Below are 18,157 nucleotides of genomic sequence, written 5' to 3'. Positions count from 1 at the left end.
CCGAAACCGCAACGGACATCCCAAGAATTATTTCCTCACGTCATTTTTGCTGTTAAAAAGCAAGGAATTCATTTTAAAGTATTACCTTTGCACGCAAAACCACAATTTATAAAAATGAGAAAACTATTTCTTCTGCTTCTGTTCTCGGTAGTAGGGCTCGCAGCCATAGCCTTCGACAGGCGCTATTCTGTAGAGATTATTCCCAATCCCTACGGCAAGAGCTACATATATCGCGTTGTCCTCAAGGACAAAGCCGGTACCCCCTACTCCATTACATCGCCGGAGAAATTTCTCTCGCTGAAGTCGGTCGAACGCCGTCGCCGTCAGGGCATCGCCATCGATTCAACCGACCTTCCCGTCTCGCCCGACTACATCCATGCCATCGACAAGCGCGGGCTGAGCGTAGTGGGCAAGAGCAAATGGAACAACACTCTGCTCGTCAAAGGCCCTAACCGTCAGGAGCTTGAGCGACTGAGGCTGTTGCCATTTGTCAAATCAGTTCTAAAAGTATGGGAATCGAAAGACTCCATATCCAAGCCCGAGGGCCGTGACGAGGTAGTGTCAAAATTCGGGAGCTGGGGCACGGTGAGCAATATGCCCTACGGCGAAGGCCAGAAACAGATAGAGGCCATCAACGGCATACCGCTTCATGATGCCGGATTCCGCGGAAAGGGCATGACGATAGCCGTTCTCGATGCGGGCTACATGAATGTCGACAAGATAAAGGCGTTCAGCAACGCCAACATCATCGGAACGCAGAATTTTGTAGCCGTCTCGCCCACAACGGTTTACAAGCAGATGGACCATGGTACGAAGGTGCTCTCGACAATGGCCATGAACCAGCCGAACATCTTTGTAGGCACAGCCCCCGAGGCCAGCTACCTCCTGCTCCGCTCAGAGGACTACTCGTCGGAGAATATCGTTGAGGAAGACTACTGGGCCGAGGCAGCCGAATATGCCGACAGCATCGGTGCCGACATCATCAGCTCGTCGCTCGGCTACCACCATTTCGACGACTCGCTCGTCAACCATCATTATTGGGAGCAGGACGGCCACACGGCCCTCATCTCGCGCACAGCATCGATGTTAGCCGACAAGGGCATCGTATGCGTCAACAGCGCCGGCAACGACGGTATGGGTTCCTGGAAGCGCATCAACTTCCCCGCCGACGCCGACAATATCCTCACCGTGGGGGCAATGACATACCAGGGGCTGAACTCGCCCTTCTCGTCGGTAGGCCCCACCGCCGACGGAAGAGTAAAGCCCGACGTCATGGCCATTGGCAGTTCGACATCGGTTGTCAGCGGCAACGGCACCATACAGCATAACAACGGCACATCGTTCTCATGCCCCTGCATTGCCGGGATGGTGGCATGCTTGTGGCAGGCTCTGCCCGACAAGACCGCAAAGGAGATTATCGACATCGTGCGAAAGGCCGGAAACAACGTCGACCACCCCGACAATATATATGGATATGGCATTCCCGACTTCTGGAAAGCATATCAGATTGGCCTTAAAGCGATACCCTCCGGAAACAGCAGAACTACTTGTACCACAGAGGATAAGGAGCATCAGTGCAACGTTCACCGTCAAAATCAGTAGCCCATGCCACAAGCCCTGTCACTATACGAGCTGAACTCTCTCGTCCGTGAGACCATCGAGACCACCCTCAGGGGCGAATATTGGGTTGAGGCCGAGCTCTCGGAATACCGCGAGAACCGCGGTCACTGCTACATGGAGCTCATCCAGAAGGACGACAATTCGGCCATGCTCCTGGCACGGGCGGCAGCAAAATGCTGGCGGAGCACATGGCAGACCATCAAGCCTTACTTTATCCGCGTCACCGGTCAGGAGCTCCACGCCGGCATGAAGGTCATGCTGAAAGTCTACCCTCAGTTTCACGAGCAGTATGGTTTCTCATGGATTGTGACCGACATCAATCCGGAATTCACCCTCGGCGACATGGCACGCAAACGGCAGGAGATTATCCGGCAGTTGAAGGAGGAAGGAGTCTTCGACCTCCAGAAGGACCTCCGCATACCGATGTTCGCCCAGCGCATAGCCGTCATCTCGTCGGCCACCGCAGCCGGTTACGGCGACTTCTGCAACCAGCTGGCCGACAACAGTTTGCACCTTATTTTCCACACCGAGCTCTTCGCCTCCACCATGCAGGGCGAGCACGTCGAAGAGAGCGTCATCGCGGCCCTGAACAAGATCAACGACCGTGCCGACGATTTCGACGTCGTGGTCATCATCCGGGGCGGAGGAGGCACCTCCGACTTCAGCGGTTTCGACACCCTTGCCCTCGCCGAGAACGTTGCCAACTTTCCGTTGCCCATCATCACCGGTATCGGCCACGACCGCGACGAGTGCATTCTCGACATGGTATCGAACACGAGGGTGAAAACGCCAACGGCAGCGGCAGCCTTTCTCGTCGACAACCTGGCCGCCACCTACGATGCCGTAGCCGATGCCGAGAAGCGCATAGCGAGGTGCGTCAGCCACAGCCTCGACGTCGAGCACATGCGTCTCGACCGCCTCGTAAAGCAGATTCCACTACTCTTCTCCACCGTCAGGGCCAAGGAGGAGATGCGGCTCCAGCGCGCCAACATCTCGATATGCTCGGCCGCCACCTCTACCATCAAGGCCCGTGGCATGGAACTCGCCACATTAGACCGCAATCTGAGCAACATTACGGCCCACACGATGGAGACCCGCCACAACCGCCTCAAGCAATTAGAGCTGCAGCTGCGTGCCCTCGACCCGGCGCGGATGCTGAAATACGGCTACAGCATAACGCGCATCAACGGCAAAGCAGTCTACGACGCAGCCACCCTGAAGGCCGGCGACACGATAGAAACAACCTTGAGAACAGGAACTATAAAATCAACAGTAAAATGAAACAGACCGAAAACTTCAAATACGAGAAAGCAATCGCTGAGCTCGAGGAGATAACCGAGAGGATGGAAAGCGGAAAAATGGACATCGACTCAATGGCGTCGGAGCTGAAAAGAGCCCAGACACTGATAAAACTGTGCAAGGACAAGCTAACGAAAACCGACGAGGAAATACAGAAGATTCTCAATTCCGACAAATAATTATTGAACATTCGTAGATTTTATAGCCATAATGTTGCAGAATACATGAAAGTTTTGTACTTTTGCAACTAACTATAAAGGAAGCATAGATTCAAAACATTATAATTATGAAAGATTTAGATTGGGCTAACTTGTCTTTCGGTTACATGAAGACCGATTACAACGTGCGTTGTTACTATCGTGACGGAAAATGGGGCGAGATTGAGGTCTGCTCCGACGAGTACATCAACCTGCACATGGCAGCCACATGCCTGCACTATGGTCAGGAGGCCTTCGAGGGTCTGAAGGCCTACCGCTGTCCCGACGGCAAGGTCCGTATTTTCCGCGTCAAGGACAATGCCGCTCGCCTGCAGAGCACCTGCGACGGTATCGTAATGCCTAAGGTTCCTACAGAGATGTTTGAGGAGATGGTGAAGAAGGTCGTGCGCCTCAACCAGGATTATATCCCTACCTACGAGAGCGGTGCCACACTTTACATCCGTCCGCTGCTGATAGGTATCTCGGCACAGGTAGGCGTACACCCGTCGAAGGACTATCTCTTCATGATCTTCGTAACTCCTGTCGGCCCATACTTCAAGGGCGGTTTCCAGAGCAACAAGTATGCCATCATCCGCGACTACGACCGCGCAGCACCTCTCGGCACCGGCATATACAAGGTCGGCGGCAACTATGCGGCATCCCTCAAGGCTCACACCATCGCCGCCTCTAAGGGCTATGGCTCAGAGTTCTATCTCGACTCCAAGGAGAAGAAATATGTCGACGAGTGTGGCGCAGCCAACTTCTTCGGCATCAAGAACAACACTTATATAACCCCGAAGTCGACAAGTATCCTGCCGTCAATCACCAACAAGAGTCTTATGCAGATTGCTGAGGACCTCGGACTGACCGTTGAGCGCCGTCCCGTTCCCGTCGACGAGCTGCCTACATTCGAGGAGGCCGGAGCCTGCGGCACTGCTGCCGTCATCTCACCAATTTCAGAACTCGACGACCTCGACACCGGTGTTAAGTACAAGTTTGGCGACAAGCCCGGACCATGGTCGACAAAGCTGTACAACACTCTCCGCGGTATCCAGTACGGTACCATAGAGGATAAGCACGGATGGACAACGGTCGTCATCGACTAAAGCCGGTCATGAGACTACATAAACCATAACAGAAAAAGGCCTCAGCACCCCCAAAACGACACATCAGTGCATTCGGGCGCAAGGCCTTTTTCGTTGGTTAACTATCTGATAGAAACCTACTTAGAACAAAATACCAACAACTTAATACAACGACAAAAATGAGAACCATTTCGGAGTACAAGGACATGGCCTTGGAATCGCTTAACAACAACTGGGGACAGGGTGCCCTCGTAACTTTCGTCTACATCCTTACTTATTGTGGAATAATCTTTGCAATTGGGTTTTTCGTCGGTGTTTTTCCTTCCGGCAGCGAAGCATCCAGGGAAGCGCTGTCAAACACCATAGTGAATGTTGCAGGCCTTAGCCTGTTGCCGCTCGAATTCGGATTAGCGGCCAACTTCCTCAATCTGTCGCGCGGAAAGGGTCTGAGCATCAGCCAGCTCTTCGATGGATTCAACGATTACAAGCGAATTTTCACTACATTGCTTCTCGTACAAATCTACACGGTGCTGTGGGCCTTGCTGCTCTTTATCCCCGGCGTAGTCAAGAGCTATTCTTACTGCATGACACCATTCGTCCTCAAGGACAATCCTACGATGAAGAACAACGAGGCTATAGAGCTGAGTATGAAGCTGATGAAGGGTCATAAGATGCAGCTCTTCCTCCTCGATCTCAGCATGATAGGATGGGCACTGCTCTGCATGCTAACCCTTGGACTGGGCGTTCTGCTCCTCCAGCCCTATAATACCACGGCTCACGCAGCCTTCTACCGCGACCTGATTAACGACTATGACGATGCCGACGGCAATGAGAGCTTTGGAGCCGGACCCGACTTTGAGGAGGTGCAATAGTCAGTTCCGGAAGAGTTAATCAATACTAAAATATCAAGCGGAGGTTGCACAACTTCCGCTTTTTCGTTTACTTTGCACCACAATTTAACAATAGCATGACATATAAGGAGATGAGAACAAGCAGATTTGGACTCGCCGCAGGTGCCATGCCAACATACGAAAACAACAAGAAAGCTACACCAAAAGCATAATATGAGCAAGGGAAAACTACAGAAATTCGCCGAGATGGAGACATTTAAGAATGTCTTCCAGTATCCATTTTCAGTCATCAGCGAGGTGCCGTTCGACATGAAAGGCCACTGGCGCGAGGAATATTTCCACAACTCCAACCCCATAATTCTCGAGTTGGGCTGCGGAAAAGGCGAATACACCGTCGGCCTTGCGCGCATCTATCCCAATATCAACTTCATTGGCGTCGACATCAAGGGGGCCCGCATCTATACTGGAGCAAAGCAGGCCTTAGAGGAGAACCTCACCAATGTAGCGTTCCTGCGAACAAGTATCGAAATCATCGACCGCTTCTTCGGACCAGACGAGGTGGAGGAAATATGGCTCACTTTCTCCGATCCGCAGATGAAGAATGTCCACAAGCGGCTCACCTCCACATTCTTCATGAACCGCTACCGCCACTTCCTCATCGACAACGGACTCGTGCATCTGAAGACCGACTCCAACTTCCTCTTCACCTATACTAAGTATATGGTCGAGAAGAACCACCTGCCAGTGCTGCTATGTACCGAGGACCTCTATCACACCAATGGTCTCGACGACCGCACACGTGAGATTCTCGGTATCCACACCTACTACGAGAATCAATGGATAGAGCGGGGTCTGAACATAAAATACATGAAGTTTGAACTCCCCCACACAGGCGAACTCGTGGAGCCGGATGTTGAGATAGAGCTCGACAACTACCGCAGCTATAAGCGCGTAAAGCGCAGCAGCCTCGACAAAGCCAAGTGATTTTCCTGCCGTCAGCAAGAACAGAAACATGCTCATTGGTAACATTGGCGTTAGTGGGATATCAGAAGTCATTTTATTGGGTATCGGAAGCAGAAAACAACTCTGTCAGGACTACCAGCACAACAAGGTCAAAAGAGAGCATAAGAAAAAAAGACAAAAAAGTAAGCGAAAAATTTGGTCATTCCAAACAAAAAGAGTACCTTTGCATCCGCAAATAAACCGATGAACATCGGGCACGGTGCGTTGTCCGAACGGTTAGGTAACGGTCTGCAAAACCGTTCAAGGCGGTTCGACTCCGCCACGCACCTCTAAGAAGGTTGGTAAACGATTGTTTATCAACCTTTTTTCATTTCCCTTGACTACATTGATTTGAAGTTCACTGAATACAACCAGCGGGTTCTTATTGCTACAGAAAGCCCCGACAGGGCTGTCAGTCGAAGGGTATGAGAGCAACGGCAATCTGTGACCATAAGATAAGGATAAGCCATTAACTTATGCAGAGGCCGATTGCTACCGCTAAAGTGGCGGACATGTAAGGTTAGGTACCGTGAGCATCAAGCGAGCGGTAGCGGCTATCTGCAACCGACTAACAATATCTATTACCAAAATTCTTAGGCTACAGCGCACCCTATGGCTTTACCAAATAGGAGAAACGAAGTGTAAGAATAATTCAGACTAATAGTAATTTTGAATCGTTTCTCTATCGCACTAACATTCAGCAACTTACAAATACATGCCGTTTTGCGTTGCGAAACGGTCCGTTTCAGGACGCAAAACGGTCCATTTCGCAGGCTGAAATGGACCGTTTCGCAAGCCGAAATGGCATGTATTGGAATGCTGTAAAGAAATTTCGGATTTATTATTCTCCTCCAGTAGCATTTTTGGAGTACTGCGTCCGGAGTGGAGCCCGCACCGTGACGACAACAGAACGCAGCCTCATCGGGAGGCCACGGACTGAGGTACACGCAAGAGTGCGAACGGCTTTTCTGTGCGAAACAGAGGGAAGTCGTGATGACGATCAGACCGGGGCATCTTTAGGATTATCCTCGAAGATATCCTCTGCCGATGCCTGTTCGTCCTCATCGAACCACTTGGCAAGCTTCGAGTGAGCCTTCTGCTTGACATCGTCGCTGACATCGCCCCACACTTTGTGGACGACATACATCAGCACAGCGAGGTCGTCGCCGAGTCCGGCAATGGGAATAGCATCGGGAACAACATCGAGCGGACTGATGAGATAGCCCAAGGCACCAATAATCAGAGCCTTATCCTTCACCGGCACCTTGTCGCTCTGAAGCGTATAGTAGAGAATCATGGCCACATAGACCAACTTGGCGCCGGAGCGCTTTGCTATTCGGGAAATCTTGTCGACGAATCCCTCGCTCGAATATTTATCCCCGTACTTTAAGAAATCAGGTAGTTCCATACATCTTTTATAATAGAAACAAAAAAGGATATCTGCTCCCGCAAGCCGTCACTCGTCGAAGGCTAACACCTTCTCGACATAGTCGCGCGCGCCGGGATTGCTTGAGTTCAGACGGTTGAGCCGCATGTTTATGATGGCTTTCTGTATTCCGAGGTAGAGCAGAAAGAGGCCCACACCGATGGCCACGGCCACGATGATGCTCCATCCGCCCCATGGCAGATCCTCCTCGGGGAATGCCGACATGACGATGACCGGCAGCGCAATGAGGAAACCGGCAATGGTGTAACGGCTGCGCTCCGTGCCCTTGCTGTCGAGGATGGCCTGACGGTCGAAGAGATAGTCGTCGATGTCGTCCTTTACCAACTGAAACTCCTCAAGCAGAGGAAAACCAGCCTCACCCTCATGGTCGCGGATGAGCCTCTCGACCTTATGCTGGAAGTCGTTAGTGTTCTCCGCAATCATATCCTGATTCTGGAGTTTGAACATGTAATCACTCATAAGTTATAAACCCTTCCATTAAAAAGCTGATAATAAAAAAAACGAAAGCAGAGCCCCTATAAGCCGGGTTCCGTTCCGCAAGAGCCTCTCGGCAAGTGCGGTGCCTGCCATTTATCTACTCCGTAGGTCGCCCCACGGCTCCAGCATTCTACCCTCCATCGTGAGCCCTAAGCTCTCGGACGGGCAGCCCTCGACCGATGGTATACATGAACTTGCAGCCCCCAGATTGCACAGCCAGACGATCGCCCGTCTGCTGGTGGTCTCTTACACCACCTTCTCACCCTTACCTCGCCGAAGCAAGGCGGTTGTTTTCTTCTGCGTTTCCTACCGTCGCCGGCAGCTTCTATTTTCGGAAGTGGAGTGCCCTGTGCTGCCCGGACTTTCCTCTCGCATCAACGTGTGACGCCAGCGGCAGAGCCGGGACACTGCTTTCAAACTACAAAGTTAATACAAAGGTGACGAAAAAACAAAAAAGTATTGAAAGTTTTTGAGTTTTTAAGGATTGGGGCTACTTCGCGCCCGCATGCTGATAATTGATAAAAAGGAATTATTGGCAGACTGAAGGATTGGCTGACGGACTGTCGGAAGGAACATTCAGAGCTCGCAAACGGATGCCGTAACCTCAAGGTTCGGGTGGATAGCCGGGAGGAAAGAAAACAAGAAAATAAACCGAAAAGCGAGTACGTGACCGGGAACGGCTGGTATCAGAATGTTGAAAGAAGTCAGTTTGAACGAATGTAAAAAAATATCGGCAAGCAATTAAGAGCGTTTAAAATGTTAAATCGGATTGTTAAAAGGGAATAAATAGAACAGACAAATTGTCAGATTTACATTTTTTGCGCTTATATTTGCACCACGTTTTAAGTTGAAGGGCGCTGAGGCGCATCACATTAAACAAAAAGTGGAATAATAAATAATAAGATAAAAGATATTAATCATGAGCAATTTATCAAAGTATGTTATGGGAGGTGCTTGCGCCATAGCGCTGACTCTCTCTTCGGCTACGGCAATTAAAGTGTTTGCGGCCCAGCCACAGGTGGCCGAAGCCGGTCAGCCTGTCGATCTCACTTATGCCGCCGAGAAGGCTATTCCGGCTGTTGTACATATTAAATATGTGCAGAACTCAAAGACAAAGACCATCGACGTGCAGGACGATCCCTTCGGCGACTTCTTCGATCCGTTCGGATTCTTCGGCAGTCCTGAACAGGGCCAGGGCGGAACACGCAAGCAGCGCGTCCAGACTCCTAAGCGTGAGGCTACGGGCTCGGGCGTGATAATATCGAGCGACGGATATATCGTCACCAACAACCACGTGGTGGAGGGTGCCGACGAGCTCACCGTCACGCTCAACGACAACCGCGAATTCTCGGCACGCATCATTGGAACTGACAAGCAGACCGACCTGGCGCTGATAAAAGTCGACGCCAAGAACCTGCCGACACTGCCAATAGGAAACTCCGACAACCTGAAGGTCGGCGAGTGGGTCATCGCTGTGGGCAACCCATACAACCTCAACTCCACCGTCACTGCTGGTATCGTCAGCGCTAAGGCACGCGGTCTCGGAGCCACACCTAACGGTATCGAGAGCTTCATCCAGACCGATGCCGCCATCAACCCGGGAAACTCGGGTGGTGCACTGGTCAATACGAAAGGTGAACTCGTGGGTATCAACGCCATGCTCTACTCGCAGACGGGCTCATACAGCGGCTATGGATTCGCCATTCCTACCAGTATCATGACGAAGGTGGTCGATGATATAAAGAAGTATGGCAGCGTTCAGCGTGTAATGCTCGGTGTTTCGGGTAATGATGTTATCAACTACATCAACTCGCAAAAGGACAACGGCAAGGATGTAGACCTCGGAACTAACGAGGGAGTCTACATCGCTTCTGTCGATCCCGACGGCAACGGTGCTGAGGCCGGACTGCAGAAGGGTGATGTCATCACTCAGCTCGACGGAAAGAAGATTGAGAAGATGTCGGAGCTCCAGGCTGCCATCAACGCGAAACGTCCGGGCGACAAGGCTACAATCACTTATCTGCGCAACAAGAAGCCGATAACAAAGACTATTGTGCTGAAGAACGCTCAGGGAACGACAAAGGTTATAGAGCAAGCCGACATCGATGTGCTCGGCGGTCAGTTCCGTCCTATCACCGAGGCTCAGAAGAAACAGCTCAACATCAGCTATGGTCTTGAGGTTCTGAAGGTTAACAACGGTGCGCTGAAGGATGCCGGCATCAACCGCGGATTCATCATCCAGAAGGTCAACGACGAGAATGTCAACAGCATCGACGAACTCCAGAAACTCGTCAAGAGTGCCTCGACAAGTAAGGAACCGGTGCTCTACATCTCGGGCATCTATCCTTCAGGAAAGAAAGCTTACTTCGCTGTGCCTCTGTCGGAGTAGGATGAGATAAACGAAACAATATAATCGAGAAAAGGCTCTGTGCGGAATGGAATCCGCGCAGAGCCTTTTTCGTTTTTGAATATTAATGTAACTATCTGATAATCAGGAGTAATTTATTCCGTTATTAAGTTCTTCCGAAACGATTATCCGGACATTTGAAATCCCCTGTTAGGGCAGTTGAAATTCTCATTTTCTAGCATCTGTAATCGTCAGTAAGGGCACCGAAACCGGCAAAAGGCTAAACGAGGCCGCACTCCTTAGCCTTAGCCATGAGCAGATTCATGAGGGGCTCGCGCTCGTTGGGGACCTTGTTGTCGAGTACTGCGTCCTTGAGAGTCTGCTTGAGCTGACCCACAACGGGTGAGGGTTTGAGGTGAAACATCTCCATAATCTCATTGCCGTCGATGCAGGGCTGAAGGAGCCGCTTGTAGTCTTTCTCCTTGAGGTCGGTGAGTTTCTCGCGGACAACACGGAAATTCTCGAGGAAACGTTTCTTCCTCACCTCGTTCTTGCTCGTAATATCGGCCTCGCAGAGGGTCATGAGGTCATCAATGTCATCGCCGGCATCATTCATAAGCCTGCGCACGGCTGAGTCGGTGACCTCGTCGTCGGCAATGGCTATGGGCCGCATGTGGAGATTCACAAGTTTCTGAACGTATTTCATCTTGGCGTCCATCGGCAGTTTCATCCGTCGGAAGATACCTGGAATCATTTTCGCGCCGATGATATTGTGGTTGTGGAAGGTCCAGCCGATGGCCGGGTCCCAACGCTTGCTCTTGGTCTTGCCGATGTCGTGGAAGAGTGCTGCCCACCGCAGCCACACGTTAGGCCCGCTGTCGTGACCGTTCCCGTCGGAGGCTATGGATTTTTCCTGAGCCTTGCAGACGTTGTCGAGGACTTCAAGTGTGTGGTAGAAATTGTTCTTATGGGCCCGTCCGTTGCGGGTCTCAACGATGTCGAGAGCCGTCAGCTCGGGGATGATACGTTGCAGAAGGCCAGAGCGCTGTAGGTCGACAAAGCCCTTGCTGGGGCGTCGGCAGAGCATAATCTTGTTCAGCTCGTCGACGATGCGCTCACCGCTGACGATGCCGATGCGGTCGGCATTGCGCTCAATAGCGTCGAAGGTCTCGTCCTCAATGAAGAAGTTCAGCTGAGTGGCGAAACGGATGCAGCGCATCATACGCAGAGGGTCGTCGTCGAAGGTAATGTCTGGATCGAGAGGGGTACGGATGATTCCGTCCCACAAATCGCCGACACCGTCGAAGGGATCGACAAGTTCGCCGAAGCGGTCCTTATTCAGGCACACGGCTAATGCGTTGATAGTGAAGTCGCGACGGTTCTGGTCGTCCTCCAAGGTGCCATCCTCGACAACGGGTTTGCGGCTGTCGTGGCTGTAGCTCTCCTTTCGGGCACCGACAAACTCCACTTCGTGGTTATGGTATTTCACCTGAGCTGTGCCGAAATTGCGGAATACCGACAGGTGGGCTTTCTTTCCTAAAGCTTTCTTTAGCTCTGATGCCACCTGAATGCCACTGCCCACAACGACAACGTCGATGTCGTTGGATGGACGTTCAAGGAACAGGTCGCGGACGTAACCGCCTACTACATAGCACTCAAGACCGAGCTTGTCGGCCGATGCTGAAATAAGATGGAAAATATCTTTATCGAGGAGTTGCGCCAGCTGGGCGTCGGATAGGTCTCTCATATTCGTTTTTTGTTTTGGAGTGCAAAGGTAATGCTAAATTCAAAGATAACAAAGAAAAAAGTCCTTTATTAAGCAAACCATTGGCGGATATGACAGCAAGAAGGTATAAGAAAGGAGTCTTGATTCGGCTATTCCGGACAATTTCTCGGTTTTCCACGTCCGAAATACATCTGTTGAGGACCACTATTTCGGCTTTTTTCTTTGTCAATCCAACTAATTTCTGTATTTTTGCAACTGATTGAGATATTCTCTTCAAAAGCGTGGAACAACCACCTCATAGGGAGATGATTACGTGCTTCAAAGGAAGAGCGGATTTGCGCAAAGAGAAATACAGAACTTAAAGAAATGTCACTAAATACAGAAAAGACCGAGAAAGAATTCAAACGGGCTATGACGGAATGTCGGACAGTTTTCGCAGGGAAGCTGAAAGACTATGGGGCTTCGTGGAGAATAATGCGCCCCACGACGCTCACCGACCAGCTTTTCATCAAAGCCAAGAACATACGCAGCTACGAGATAACCCGGAAAAGCCTCGTCGGCGACACGATGAAGTCCGATTTCATGGCTCTGGTCAACTATGGCATCGTCGGGCTAATACAGCTCGACCGCGGATTTGCCGACCATGTCGATATGGAACCGGACGAGGCCATGAAGCTCTACGACGGCTATGCGACAGAGACTTACGACCTTATGCTGCGCAAAAACCACGACTACGGAGAGGCGTGGCGCGATATGAGGGTAAGCAGCTACACCGACTTGATTCTCACAAAGATAGAACGGATAAAGGAAATAGAGGACAATGATGGCAAAACGACGGTCAGCGAGGGTATAGCATCCAACTACATGGATATTATCAACTACTCCGTCTTCGGGGTCATCAGGCTCAGCGACGACAGCACCGCTGCAATTTCAGATGCAAAGAAATAATATGTCGATGACGAAAAAGACATCTGGAATACTTTCAGCGTTGGGAGTCTTGGGAGTTGGCGTGTGCCGGCTGCTCTTGGGGGCGACGTTCGTGTTCTCAGGTTACGTCAAGGCCATCGACCCATTAGGCACACAATATAAGATTGACGACTATCTCGGAGCCGTCGGACTGGAAGGAGTGCTGCCCGGCTACGTCACTCTCGCTGCATCAGTGCTGTTGGCTGCCCTGGAGTTCTCGCTCGGAATATTCATGCTGCTGGCCATTAGGCGGCGGCAAGTGTCGCGGATCATCCTCATATTCATGAGCTTAATGACGCTCATCACGGTGTGGCTGGCTGTCGGCAACCCCATTCCGGACTGCGGTTGCTTCGGCGACGCGATACATCTGACCAACTGGCAGACACTGGGAAAGAACATCGTCTTGCTCGCTGCCGCTGCGGTGGTGGCACGGTGGCCACTGAAAATGGTGAGGTTCATATCACGGCCGAACCAGTGGATAGCCATCAACTACACCATACTGTTCATAATAATCAGCTCATTATGGAGTCTGTACCATCTGCCGCAGTTCGATTTTCGTCCCTATCACGTCGGCGTGAACATAAAGAAAGACATGGAGATTCCGCCCGGAGCTAAGCAGCCTAAGTTCAAGACGACATATATTCTTGAGAAGAATGGGGTAAGAAAGGAATTCGACGAGAACAACTATCCGTTCAACGATACCGCGTGGGTGCTTAAAGATCCCGACAAGGACGTGAAAACTGTGGAGATAGAGAAAGGCTACGAGCCCCCCATCCACGACTTCTCGATAACGGATGCCGCAACAGGAGAGGACATCACGCAGAATGTTATTACCGCCAAGGGATACACATTCCTGCTCATCGCCCCCTACCTCGAGAAGGCCGACGACTCCAATTTCGGCGATATAGACCAGATTTACGAGTATGCGGAAGAGAATGGTTACCACTTTTATGGGATCACGGCCAGCGACGGGGAGGGCATAAACCACTGGCGCGATATTACCGGGGCTGAGTATCCGTTCTATATCACCGACGGAACGACGCTCCAGACCATCATCAGAAGTAACCCGGGAATGCTCCTTCTGAAGGACGGAACGATAATAAGAAAATGGAGCCATAACGACTTACCATCAGCCGACCAGATCAACGGACGTCTCGAAAAGCTCGAAATTGGGCATCCCGACAACGACACAACACCCAAGAAGGCTGCACGAATCGTCGTCTGGTTTATCCTTCCGTTGGCATTGCTGATTATTGCCGACAGGTTGTGGGCTTGGACAAAATGGGTAAAGGAAAAGGAAACATCTAACAAATTATATCAACTAATTAACAAAAAGAAAATGAGAAAGAAAATTGTAGCAGGCAACTGGAAAATGAACATGAACCTGCAGGACGGAGTGGCTTTGGCCAAAGAGATTAACGAGACACTGAAAGCAGACAAGCCAAACTGCGGTGTTATCATCTGCACACCATTCATCCACCTCGCAAGTGTTGCACAGGTGCTCGACCAGAATGTCGTAGCCCTCGGAGCAGAAAACTGCGCCGACAAGGAGAAAGGTGCTTACACTGGTGAGGTCAGTGCTGAGATGGTAAAGTCGACAGGTGCACAGTATGTCATCCTCGGCCACTCTGAGCGTCGTCAGTACTACCACGAGACTGCCGAAATCCTTAAGGACAAGGTGCAGCTCGCTCTGAAGAACGGTCTGAAAGTAATCTTCTGCTGCGGCGAAACTCTCGAGGAGCGCGAGGCCAACAAGCAGAACGAGGTCGTAAAGGCTGAGCTCGACGGAAGCGTCTTCAACCTCAGTGCTGAGGAATGGAAGAACATCGTTCTCGCCTACGAGCCCATCTGGGCCATCGGAACCGGCAAGACCGCTACTGCTGACCAGGCCGAGGAGATGCTCGCTTACATCCGTTCTATCGTTGCCGACAAGTACGGCAAGGAGGCTGCCGACGACACCACAATCCTCTATGGTGGCAGCTGCAAGCCCGGAAATGCACCGGAGCTCTTCGCAAAACCCGACATCGACGGTGGTCTGATTGGTGGAGCTTCACTGAAAGCTGCCGACTTCAAGGGCATCATCGACGCATGGAAGAAGTAAGATTACTTTAGTCTTTCAAAAAAAATCACACGTGGGGTGTGCCGGAAGCGAACATCACTTCATCACGGGCGCACCCCCCGTTTATTCCATTATATGAGATTATTCCTTATAACATTAGCTTTCATGCTGCTGGCTCTGGCACCCTGCAATGCGCAATCGGTAGGACATGGTGCCGATATCGACGCACAGATAAACAACAAGCCGGCTGCAAAGCAGACACCAAAGAAGACCAAAAAGCCTGCGACTGAGTCCAGACCGACAGTGCCGGAGCCACCGGAAGCACCGGCGAATCCTACCGGAGGCAGACGCATGAAGATGGTTCTCAGGAAGATAAAGGTAAGGAAGAAAACTCCCGAAGAACTTGCTGAGACCAAGACAAAGGTCACTACCGGCATACACCACGAGAAAGGATTCCGCATCCAGGTCTATTCCGGAGGAAACACACGCGTGGCAAGACAAGAAGCCGAAAGGGCCGGACAGCGCGTAAAGTCGGTGCTGCCGTCACAACCCGTTTACGTACACTTCTACAGTCCACGGTGGAGTTGCAGGGTAGGAAACTTCCGGACGTATAACTCCGCCCTCGGGGCTCTGCGACAGATAAGAAAGGTAGGCTACAAGGGTGCCATCATTATACGTTCCACTATAACCGTGAGGGATGTGGAATACGTTGACGACGAAGATATATTCTAAAAAAACAACAATGAATCCAGAAACAGAATTCCGCGAGGGACTTGACGAACTTGCGAAACACTACAAAAGCATTCTCTCGCTGTTGGGTGAGAATCCAGACCGAGAAGGACTACAGAAAACCCCCATGCGGGTGGCGAAAGCCATGCAGATACTTACCCGTGGCTATACTCAGGACCCGAGAAAGGTGCTTACCGATGCCCTCTTTGAGGAGAAATACAACCAGATGGTCATTGTCAAGGACATCGACTTCTTCTCTATGTGCGAACACCACATGCTGCCATTCTACGGAAAAGTGCATGTGGCTTACATTCCGAACGGTTTCATAACCGGACTGAGCAAGATAGCACGTGTCGTCGACATCTTCTCGCACCGGCTGCAAGTGCAGGAGCGTCTCACCGAGCAGATAATGGAATGCATCAACGACACGCTGAAGCCTCAGGGCGTCATGGTAGTCATTGAGGCCAAACACATGTGCATGCAGATGCGCGGTGTGGAAAAGCAAAACTCCATCACGACGACAAGTGCATACAGCGGCGTATTCGAGTCGCTGAAAACCAGAAACGAATTCATGAACCTTCTCAGAGGCGAGAGCAAACGCATCTGAGGGGTAGTAACATGAAGGCAAAACACCCCGACTATAATATCATTCCGAAAAAAGACATAGATCATGAAGTTTATATCTTGGAACGTCAACGGACTCAGGGCCGTAGTGAAAAAAGGATTCGAGGACACCTTCACCAGCCTCGATGCCGACTTCTTCTGTCTTCAGGAGACGAAGATGCAGGAGGGCCAACTCGACCTCAGTTTCCCCGGCTACGAGTCATACTGGAACTATGCCGACCGCAAAGGCTACTCCGGCACGGCCATATTCACCAAACATCACCCACTGTCGGTAACCAACGGCATAGGCATCGACGAGCACGACCACGAAGGCCGCGTTATCACCCTCGAGATGGAAGATTTTTATCTCGTTTGCGTATATACGCCAAACTCACAGAACGCTGAAGAGAAAGGCGGTCTGCCCCGCCGTCTTGACTACCGCATGCAGTGGGAAACCGATTTCCAGTCCTACCTCCACTCCCTCGACAAGAAGAAACCTGTCATTGTATGTGGCGACATGAACGTTGCCCACGAGGAGATAGACATCAAGAATCCGTCAAGCAACCACAAGAACGCCGGATTCACCGATGCCGAGCGTGAGAAGATGACCCAGTTGCTTGACAACGGGTTCACCGACACGTTCCGGAAGCTCTATCCTGAGCAGGTGACCTACAGCTGGTGGTCGTACCGTTTCCATGCCCGCGAGAAGAATGCAGGCTGGCGCATCGACTACTTCCTCATCAGCGACCGACTCGCCGACCGCCTCACCGATGCCAAGATTCTCACCGATGTCATGGGCAGCGACCACTGTCCTGTCGAACTCGATTTGAGATAGCAGCTGATGCAGGAGCGGCTGAAGATATGGGCGATTTTAGTGCTGACGCTGGTAGCGGCAATTATCTATGCCGTCAGCGGCAGCAATGAGCTCACGGTCAATGGATTCAAGTTTAAGAAGCTGGACCTCAGTCAGCTGATGCACGACACTACGGCGGTTGCCGACACCCCCGACCGCGACAACGGAGCATCCCGTGTCGACACCACCCGACAGACCGTTCTCTTCTTCGGCGACTCCATGACGAGCGGACTCTTCTACCGTCTTGACGAATACTGTCAGGCCAACGGCCATAAGTTGTACAGCATAACATGGTTCAGCGCCACGACACAGTCGTTCGCCGAGAGTAATCTGCTCGACACATACATCCAACGATACCATCCCACATTCTTCATAATATGCCTTGGCAGCAACGAGCTCTTCGTCCGCGACCTCGCCGACCGAAAGCAGTACATCTCGGCCATTCTCCGCAAAATAGGACAAAAGCCCTACGTATGGATAAGTCCACCAAACTGGAAGAAGGACACCGGCATGGACTCTACAATCCTTGCCGCCGTAGGCCGTAAGCGGTTCTTCGACTCGTCAGCTCTCACCCTTGAGCGGAGCAACGACCACATCCACCCCACCGTCAGCGCGTCGTACTCATGGATGGACCGCGTGGCCCAGTGGATGGGAACAGCCGGAGAAACATCACACCCCATCGTCATGCGCCGCCCGCAGAAGAAATACCGCCATACGTTCACCGATTATTACCAGACCACCTTCAGCGCATTCACCGGCACCGACAATCCCGAACGCCACCGCCGGTATTTTAAGTGAATACACGCTCACGGCTGACATGAAGCCGGATTCTAATCCGGTCACATCATTACATCCACGTTCTGACGTTTCTGCCATCACATTTGGAACTAAAAATA

Annotated in this window: 16 protein-coding genes, 1 tRNA gene and 1 other RNA gene; 14 read left to right on the top strand and 4 right to left on the bottom strand. The window is 51.4% G+C overall.

The genetic code is table 11. The annotated features are described in order from the left end of the window. Positions 1-114: 114 nt before the first annotated feature. From LDN30_RS04405 to LDN30_RS04375, 7 genes are all read left to right on the top strand, one after another. Entirely contained in the window at positions 115-1,602 is a 1,488-nt protein-coding gene (locus LDN30_RS04405; protein WP_223928800.1) for a S8 family peptidase, read from the top strand. 3 nt (positions 1,603-1,605) lie between these two features. After that, positions 1,606-2,901: an exodeoxyribonuclease VII large subunit gene (xseA, locus tag LDN30_RS04400; RefSeq protein WP_223928799.1), complete on the top strand. Its 1,296-nt coding sequence runs from the start codon at positions 1,606-1,608 to the stop codon at positions 2,899-2,901. Beyond that, positions 2,898-3,098 carry an exodeoxyribonuclease VII small subunit gene (gene xseB / locus LDN30_RS04395; protein ID WP_223925672.1) on the top strand — a complete coding sequence of 67 codons (201 nt, stop codon included), beginning with the start codon at positions 2,898-2,900 and terminating at the stop codon, positions 3,096-3,098. The genes xseA and xseB overlap by 4 nt, the downstream gene beginning before the upstream one ends. Before the next feature lie 107 nt (positions 3,099-3,205). Then, on the top strand, positions 3,206-4,222 hold the full coding sequence (locus LDN30_RS04390) for a branched-chain amino acid aminotransferase (RefSeq protein WP_223928798.1): 1,017 nt from the start codon (positions 3,206-3,208) through the stop codon (positions 4,220-4,222). A gap of 158 nt (positions 4,223-4,380) precedes the next feature. Beyond that, positions 4,381-5,073, top strand: coding sequence for a DUF975 family protein (locus tag LDN30_RS04385; RefSeq protein ID WP_223928797.1), 693 nt, complete (start codon positions 4,381-4,383; stop codon positions 5,071-5,073). Between the two features lie 192 nt (positions 5,074-5,265). After that, a complete protein-coding gene (trmB, locus tag LDN30_RS04380; RefSeq protein WP_223928796.1) occupies positions 5,266-6,036 on the top strand; it encodes a tRNA (guanosine(46)-N7)-methyltransferase TrmB in 771 nt (256 codons plus the stop codon). Positions 6,037-6,273: 237 nt separating this feature from the next. Then, positions 6,274-6,344, top strand: a tRNA-Cys gene (locus tag LDN30_RS04375). Between the two features lie 710 nt (positions 6,345-7,054). Here the strand turns inward: LDN30_RS04375 and LDN30_RS04370 are convergent. The 3 genes from LDN30_RS04370 to rnpB all read right to left on the bottom strand — a co-directional run bounded on the left by LDN30_RS04370 (position 7,055) and on the right by rnpB (position 8,389). After that, entirely contained in the window at positions 7,055-7,462 is a 408-nt protein-coding gene (locus LDN30_RS04370) for a YkvA family protein (RefSeq protein ID WP_223925669.1), read from the bottom strand. 48 nt (positions 7,463-7,510) lie between these two features. Continuing rightward, positions 7,511-7,960 carry a hypothetical protein gene (locus LDN30_RS04365; protein WP_223928795.1) on the bottom strand — a complete coding sequence of 150 codons (450 nt, stop codon included), beginning with the start codon at positions 7,958-7,960 and terminating at the stop codon, positions 7,511-7,513. A gap of 43 nt (positions 7,961-8,003) precedes the next feature. Then, positions 8,004-8,389, bottom strand: an RNA gene (gene rnpB, locus LDN30_RS04360) — RNase P RNA component class A. 508 nt (positions 8,390-8,897) lie between these two features. Between rnpB and LDN30_RS04355 the strand changes: the two genes are divergently transcribed. Beyond that, positions 8,898-10,367, top strand: coding sequence for a Do family serine endopeptidase (locus LDN30_RS04355; protein ID WP_223928794.1), 1,470 nt, complete (start codon positions 8,898-8,900; stop codon positions 10,365-10,367). A 238-nt stretch (positions 10,368-10,605) separates the two neighbouring features. On the opposite strand, the gene LDN30_RS04350 is transcribed toward LDN30_RS04355, so the two are convergent. Further along, entirely contained in the window at positions 10,606-12,072 is a 1,467-nt protein-coding gene (locus LDN30_RS04350) for a CCA tRNA nucleotidyltransferase (protein WP_223925666.1), read from the bottom strand. 345 nt (positions 12,073-12,417) lie between these two features. Between LDN30_RS04350 and LDN30_RS04345 the strand changes: the two genes are divergently transcribed. The 6 genes from LDN30_RS04345 (at position 12,418) to LDN30_RS04320 (ending at position 18,059) form a co-directional block, all read left to right on the top strand. Then, positions 12,418-12,999 (top strand): DUF1599 domain-containing protein, encoded by a 582-nt coding sequence (locus LDN30_RS04345; RefSeq protein WP_223928793.1) that lies wholly within the window; start codon positions 12,418-12,420, stop codon positions 12,997-12,999. Between the two features lie 7 nt (positions 13,000-13,006). Next, entirely contained in the window at positions 13,007-15,118 is a 2,112-nt protein-coding gene (locus LDN30_RS04340) for a BT_3928 family protein (protein ID WP_223929430.1), read from the top strand. Between the two features lie 93 nt (positions 15,119-15,211). Beyond that, positions 15,212-15,808 carry an SPOR domain-containing protein gene (locus tag LDN30_RS04335; RefSeq protein WP_223928792.1) on the top strand — a complete coding sequence of 199 codons (597 nt, stop codon included), beginning with the start codon at positions 15,212-15,214 and terminating at the stop codon, positions 15,806-15,808. A gap of 10 nt (positions 15,809-15,818) precedes the next feature. After that, positions 15,819-16,412, top strand: a complete 594-nt coding sequence (gene folE, locus LDN30_RS04330; RefSeq protein ID WP_223925662.1) for a GTP cyclohydrolase I FolE — start codon at positions 15,819-15,821, stop codon at positions 16,410-16,412. 63 nt (positions 16,413-16,475) lie between these two features. Next, positions 16,476-17,243, top strand: a complete 768-nt coding sequence (locus tag LDN30_RS04325; RefSeq protein ID WP_223928791.1) for an exodeoxyribonuclease III — start codon at positions 16,476-16,478, stop codon at positions 17,241-17,243. A gap of 6 nt (positions 17,244-17,249) precedes the next feature. Beyond that, positions 17,250-18,059, top strand: coding sequence for an SGNH/GDSL hydrolase family protein (locus LDN30_RS04320; RefSeq protein ID WP_223928790.1), 810 nt, complete (start codon positions 17,250-17,252; stop codon positions 18,057-18,059). Positions 18,060-18,157 lie beyond the last annotated feature (98 nt).

This window comes from Prevotella lacticifex (assembly GCF_019973375.1).
Classification (GTDB): Bacteria; Bacteroidota; Bacteroidia; order Bacteroidales; family Bacteroidaceae; genus Prevotella; species Prevotella lacticifex.
Note: the sequence above shows the minus strand (reverse complement) of the source record. Positions and strands in the feature narration are given on the sequence as shown.

What these genes read in the sequence shown, in the direction of transcription:
- LDN30_RS04345 (WP_223928793.1), top strand. Translation starts at nt 12,418, where the DNA reads ATGTCACTAAATACAGAAAAGACCGAGAAAGAATTCAAACGGGCTATG.
- LDN30_RS04325 (WP_223928791.1), top strand. Translation starts at nt 16,476, where the DNA reads ATGAAGTTTATATCTTGGAACGTCAACGGACTCAGGGCCGTAGTGAAA.
- LDN30_RS04335 (WP_223928792.1), top strand. Translation starts at nt 15,212, where the DNA reads ATGAGATTATTCCTTATAACATTAGCTTTCATGCTGCTGGCTCTGGCA.
- LDN30_RS04350 (WP_223925666.1), bottom strand. Translation starts at nt 12,072, where the DNA reads ATGAGAGACCTATCCGACGCCCAGCTGGCGCAACTCCTCGATAAAGAT.
- LDN30_RS04320 (WP_223928790.1), top strand. Translation starts at nt 17,250, where the DNA reads ATGCAGGAGCGGCTGAAGATATGGGCGATTTTAGTGCTGACGCTGGTA.
- LDN30_RS04405 (WP_223928800.1), top strand. Translation starts at nt 115, where the DNA reads ATGAGAAAACTATTTCTTCTGCTTCTGTTCTCGGTAGTAGGGCTCGCA.
- LDN30_RS04340 (WP_223929430.1), top strand. Translation starts at nt 13,007, where the DNA reads ATGACGAAAAAGACATCTGGAATACTTTCAGCGTTGGGAGTCTTGGGA.
- xseA (WP_223928799.1), top strand. Translation starts at nt 1,606, where the DNA reads ATGCCACAAGCCCTGTCACTATACGAGCTGAACTCTCTCGTCCGTGAG.
- xseB (WP_223925672.1), top strand. Translation starts at nt 2,898, where the DNA reads ATGAAACAGACCGAAAACTTCAAATACGAGAAAGCAATCGCTGAGCTC.
- folE (WP_223925662.1), top strand. Translation starts at nt 15,819, where the DNA reads ATGAATCCAGAAACAGAATTCCGCGAGGGACTTGACGAACTTGCGAAA.
- trmB (WP_223928796.1), top strand. Translation starts at nt 5,266, where the DNA reads ATGAGCAAGGGAAAACTACAGAAATTCGCCGAGATGGAGACATTTAAG.
- LDN30_RS04365 (WP_223928795.1), bottom strand. Translation starts at nt 7,960, where the DNA reads ATGAGTGATTACATGTTCAAACTCCAGAATCAGGATATGATTGCGGAG.
- LDN30_RS04355 (WP_223928794.1), top strand. Translation starts at nt 8,898, where the DNA reads ATGAGCAATTTATCAAAGTATGTTATGGGAGGTGCTTGCGCCATAGCG.
- LDN30_RS04390 (WP_223928798.1), top strand. Translation starts at nt 3,206, where the DNA reads ATGAAAGATTTAGATTGGGCTAACTTGTCTTTCGGTTACATGAAGACC.
- LDN30_RS04385 (WP_223928797.1), top strand. Translation starts at nt 4,381, where the DNA reads ATGAGAACCATTTCGGAGTACAAGGACATGGCCTTGGAATCGCTTAAC.
- LDN30_RS04370 (WP_223925669.1), bottom strand. Translation starts at nt 7,462, where the DNA reads ATGGAACTACCTGATTTCTTAAAGTACGGGGATAAATATTCGAGCGAG.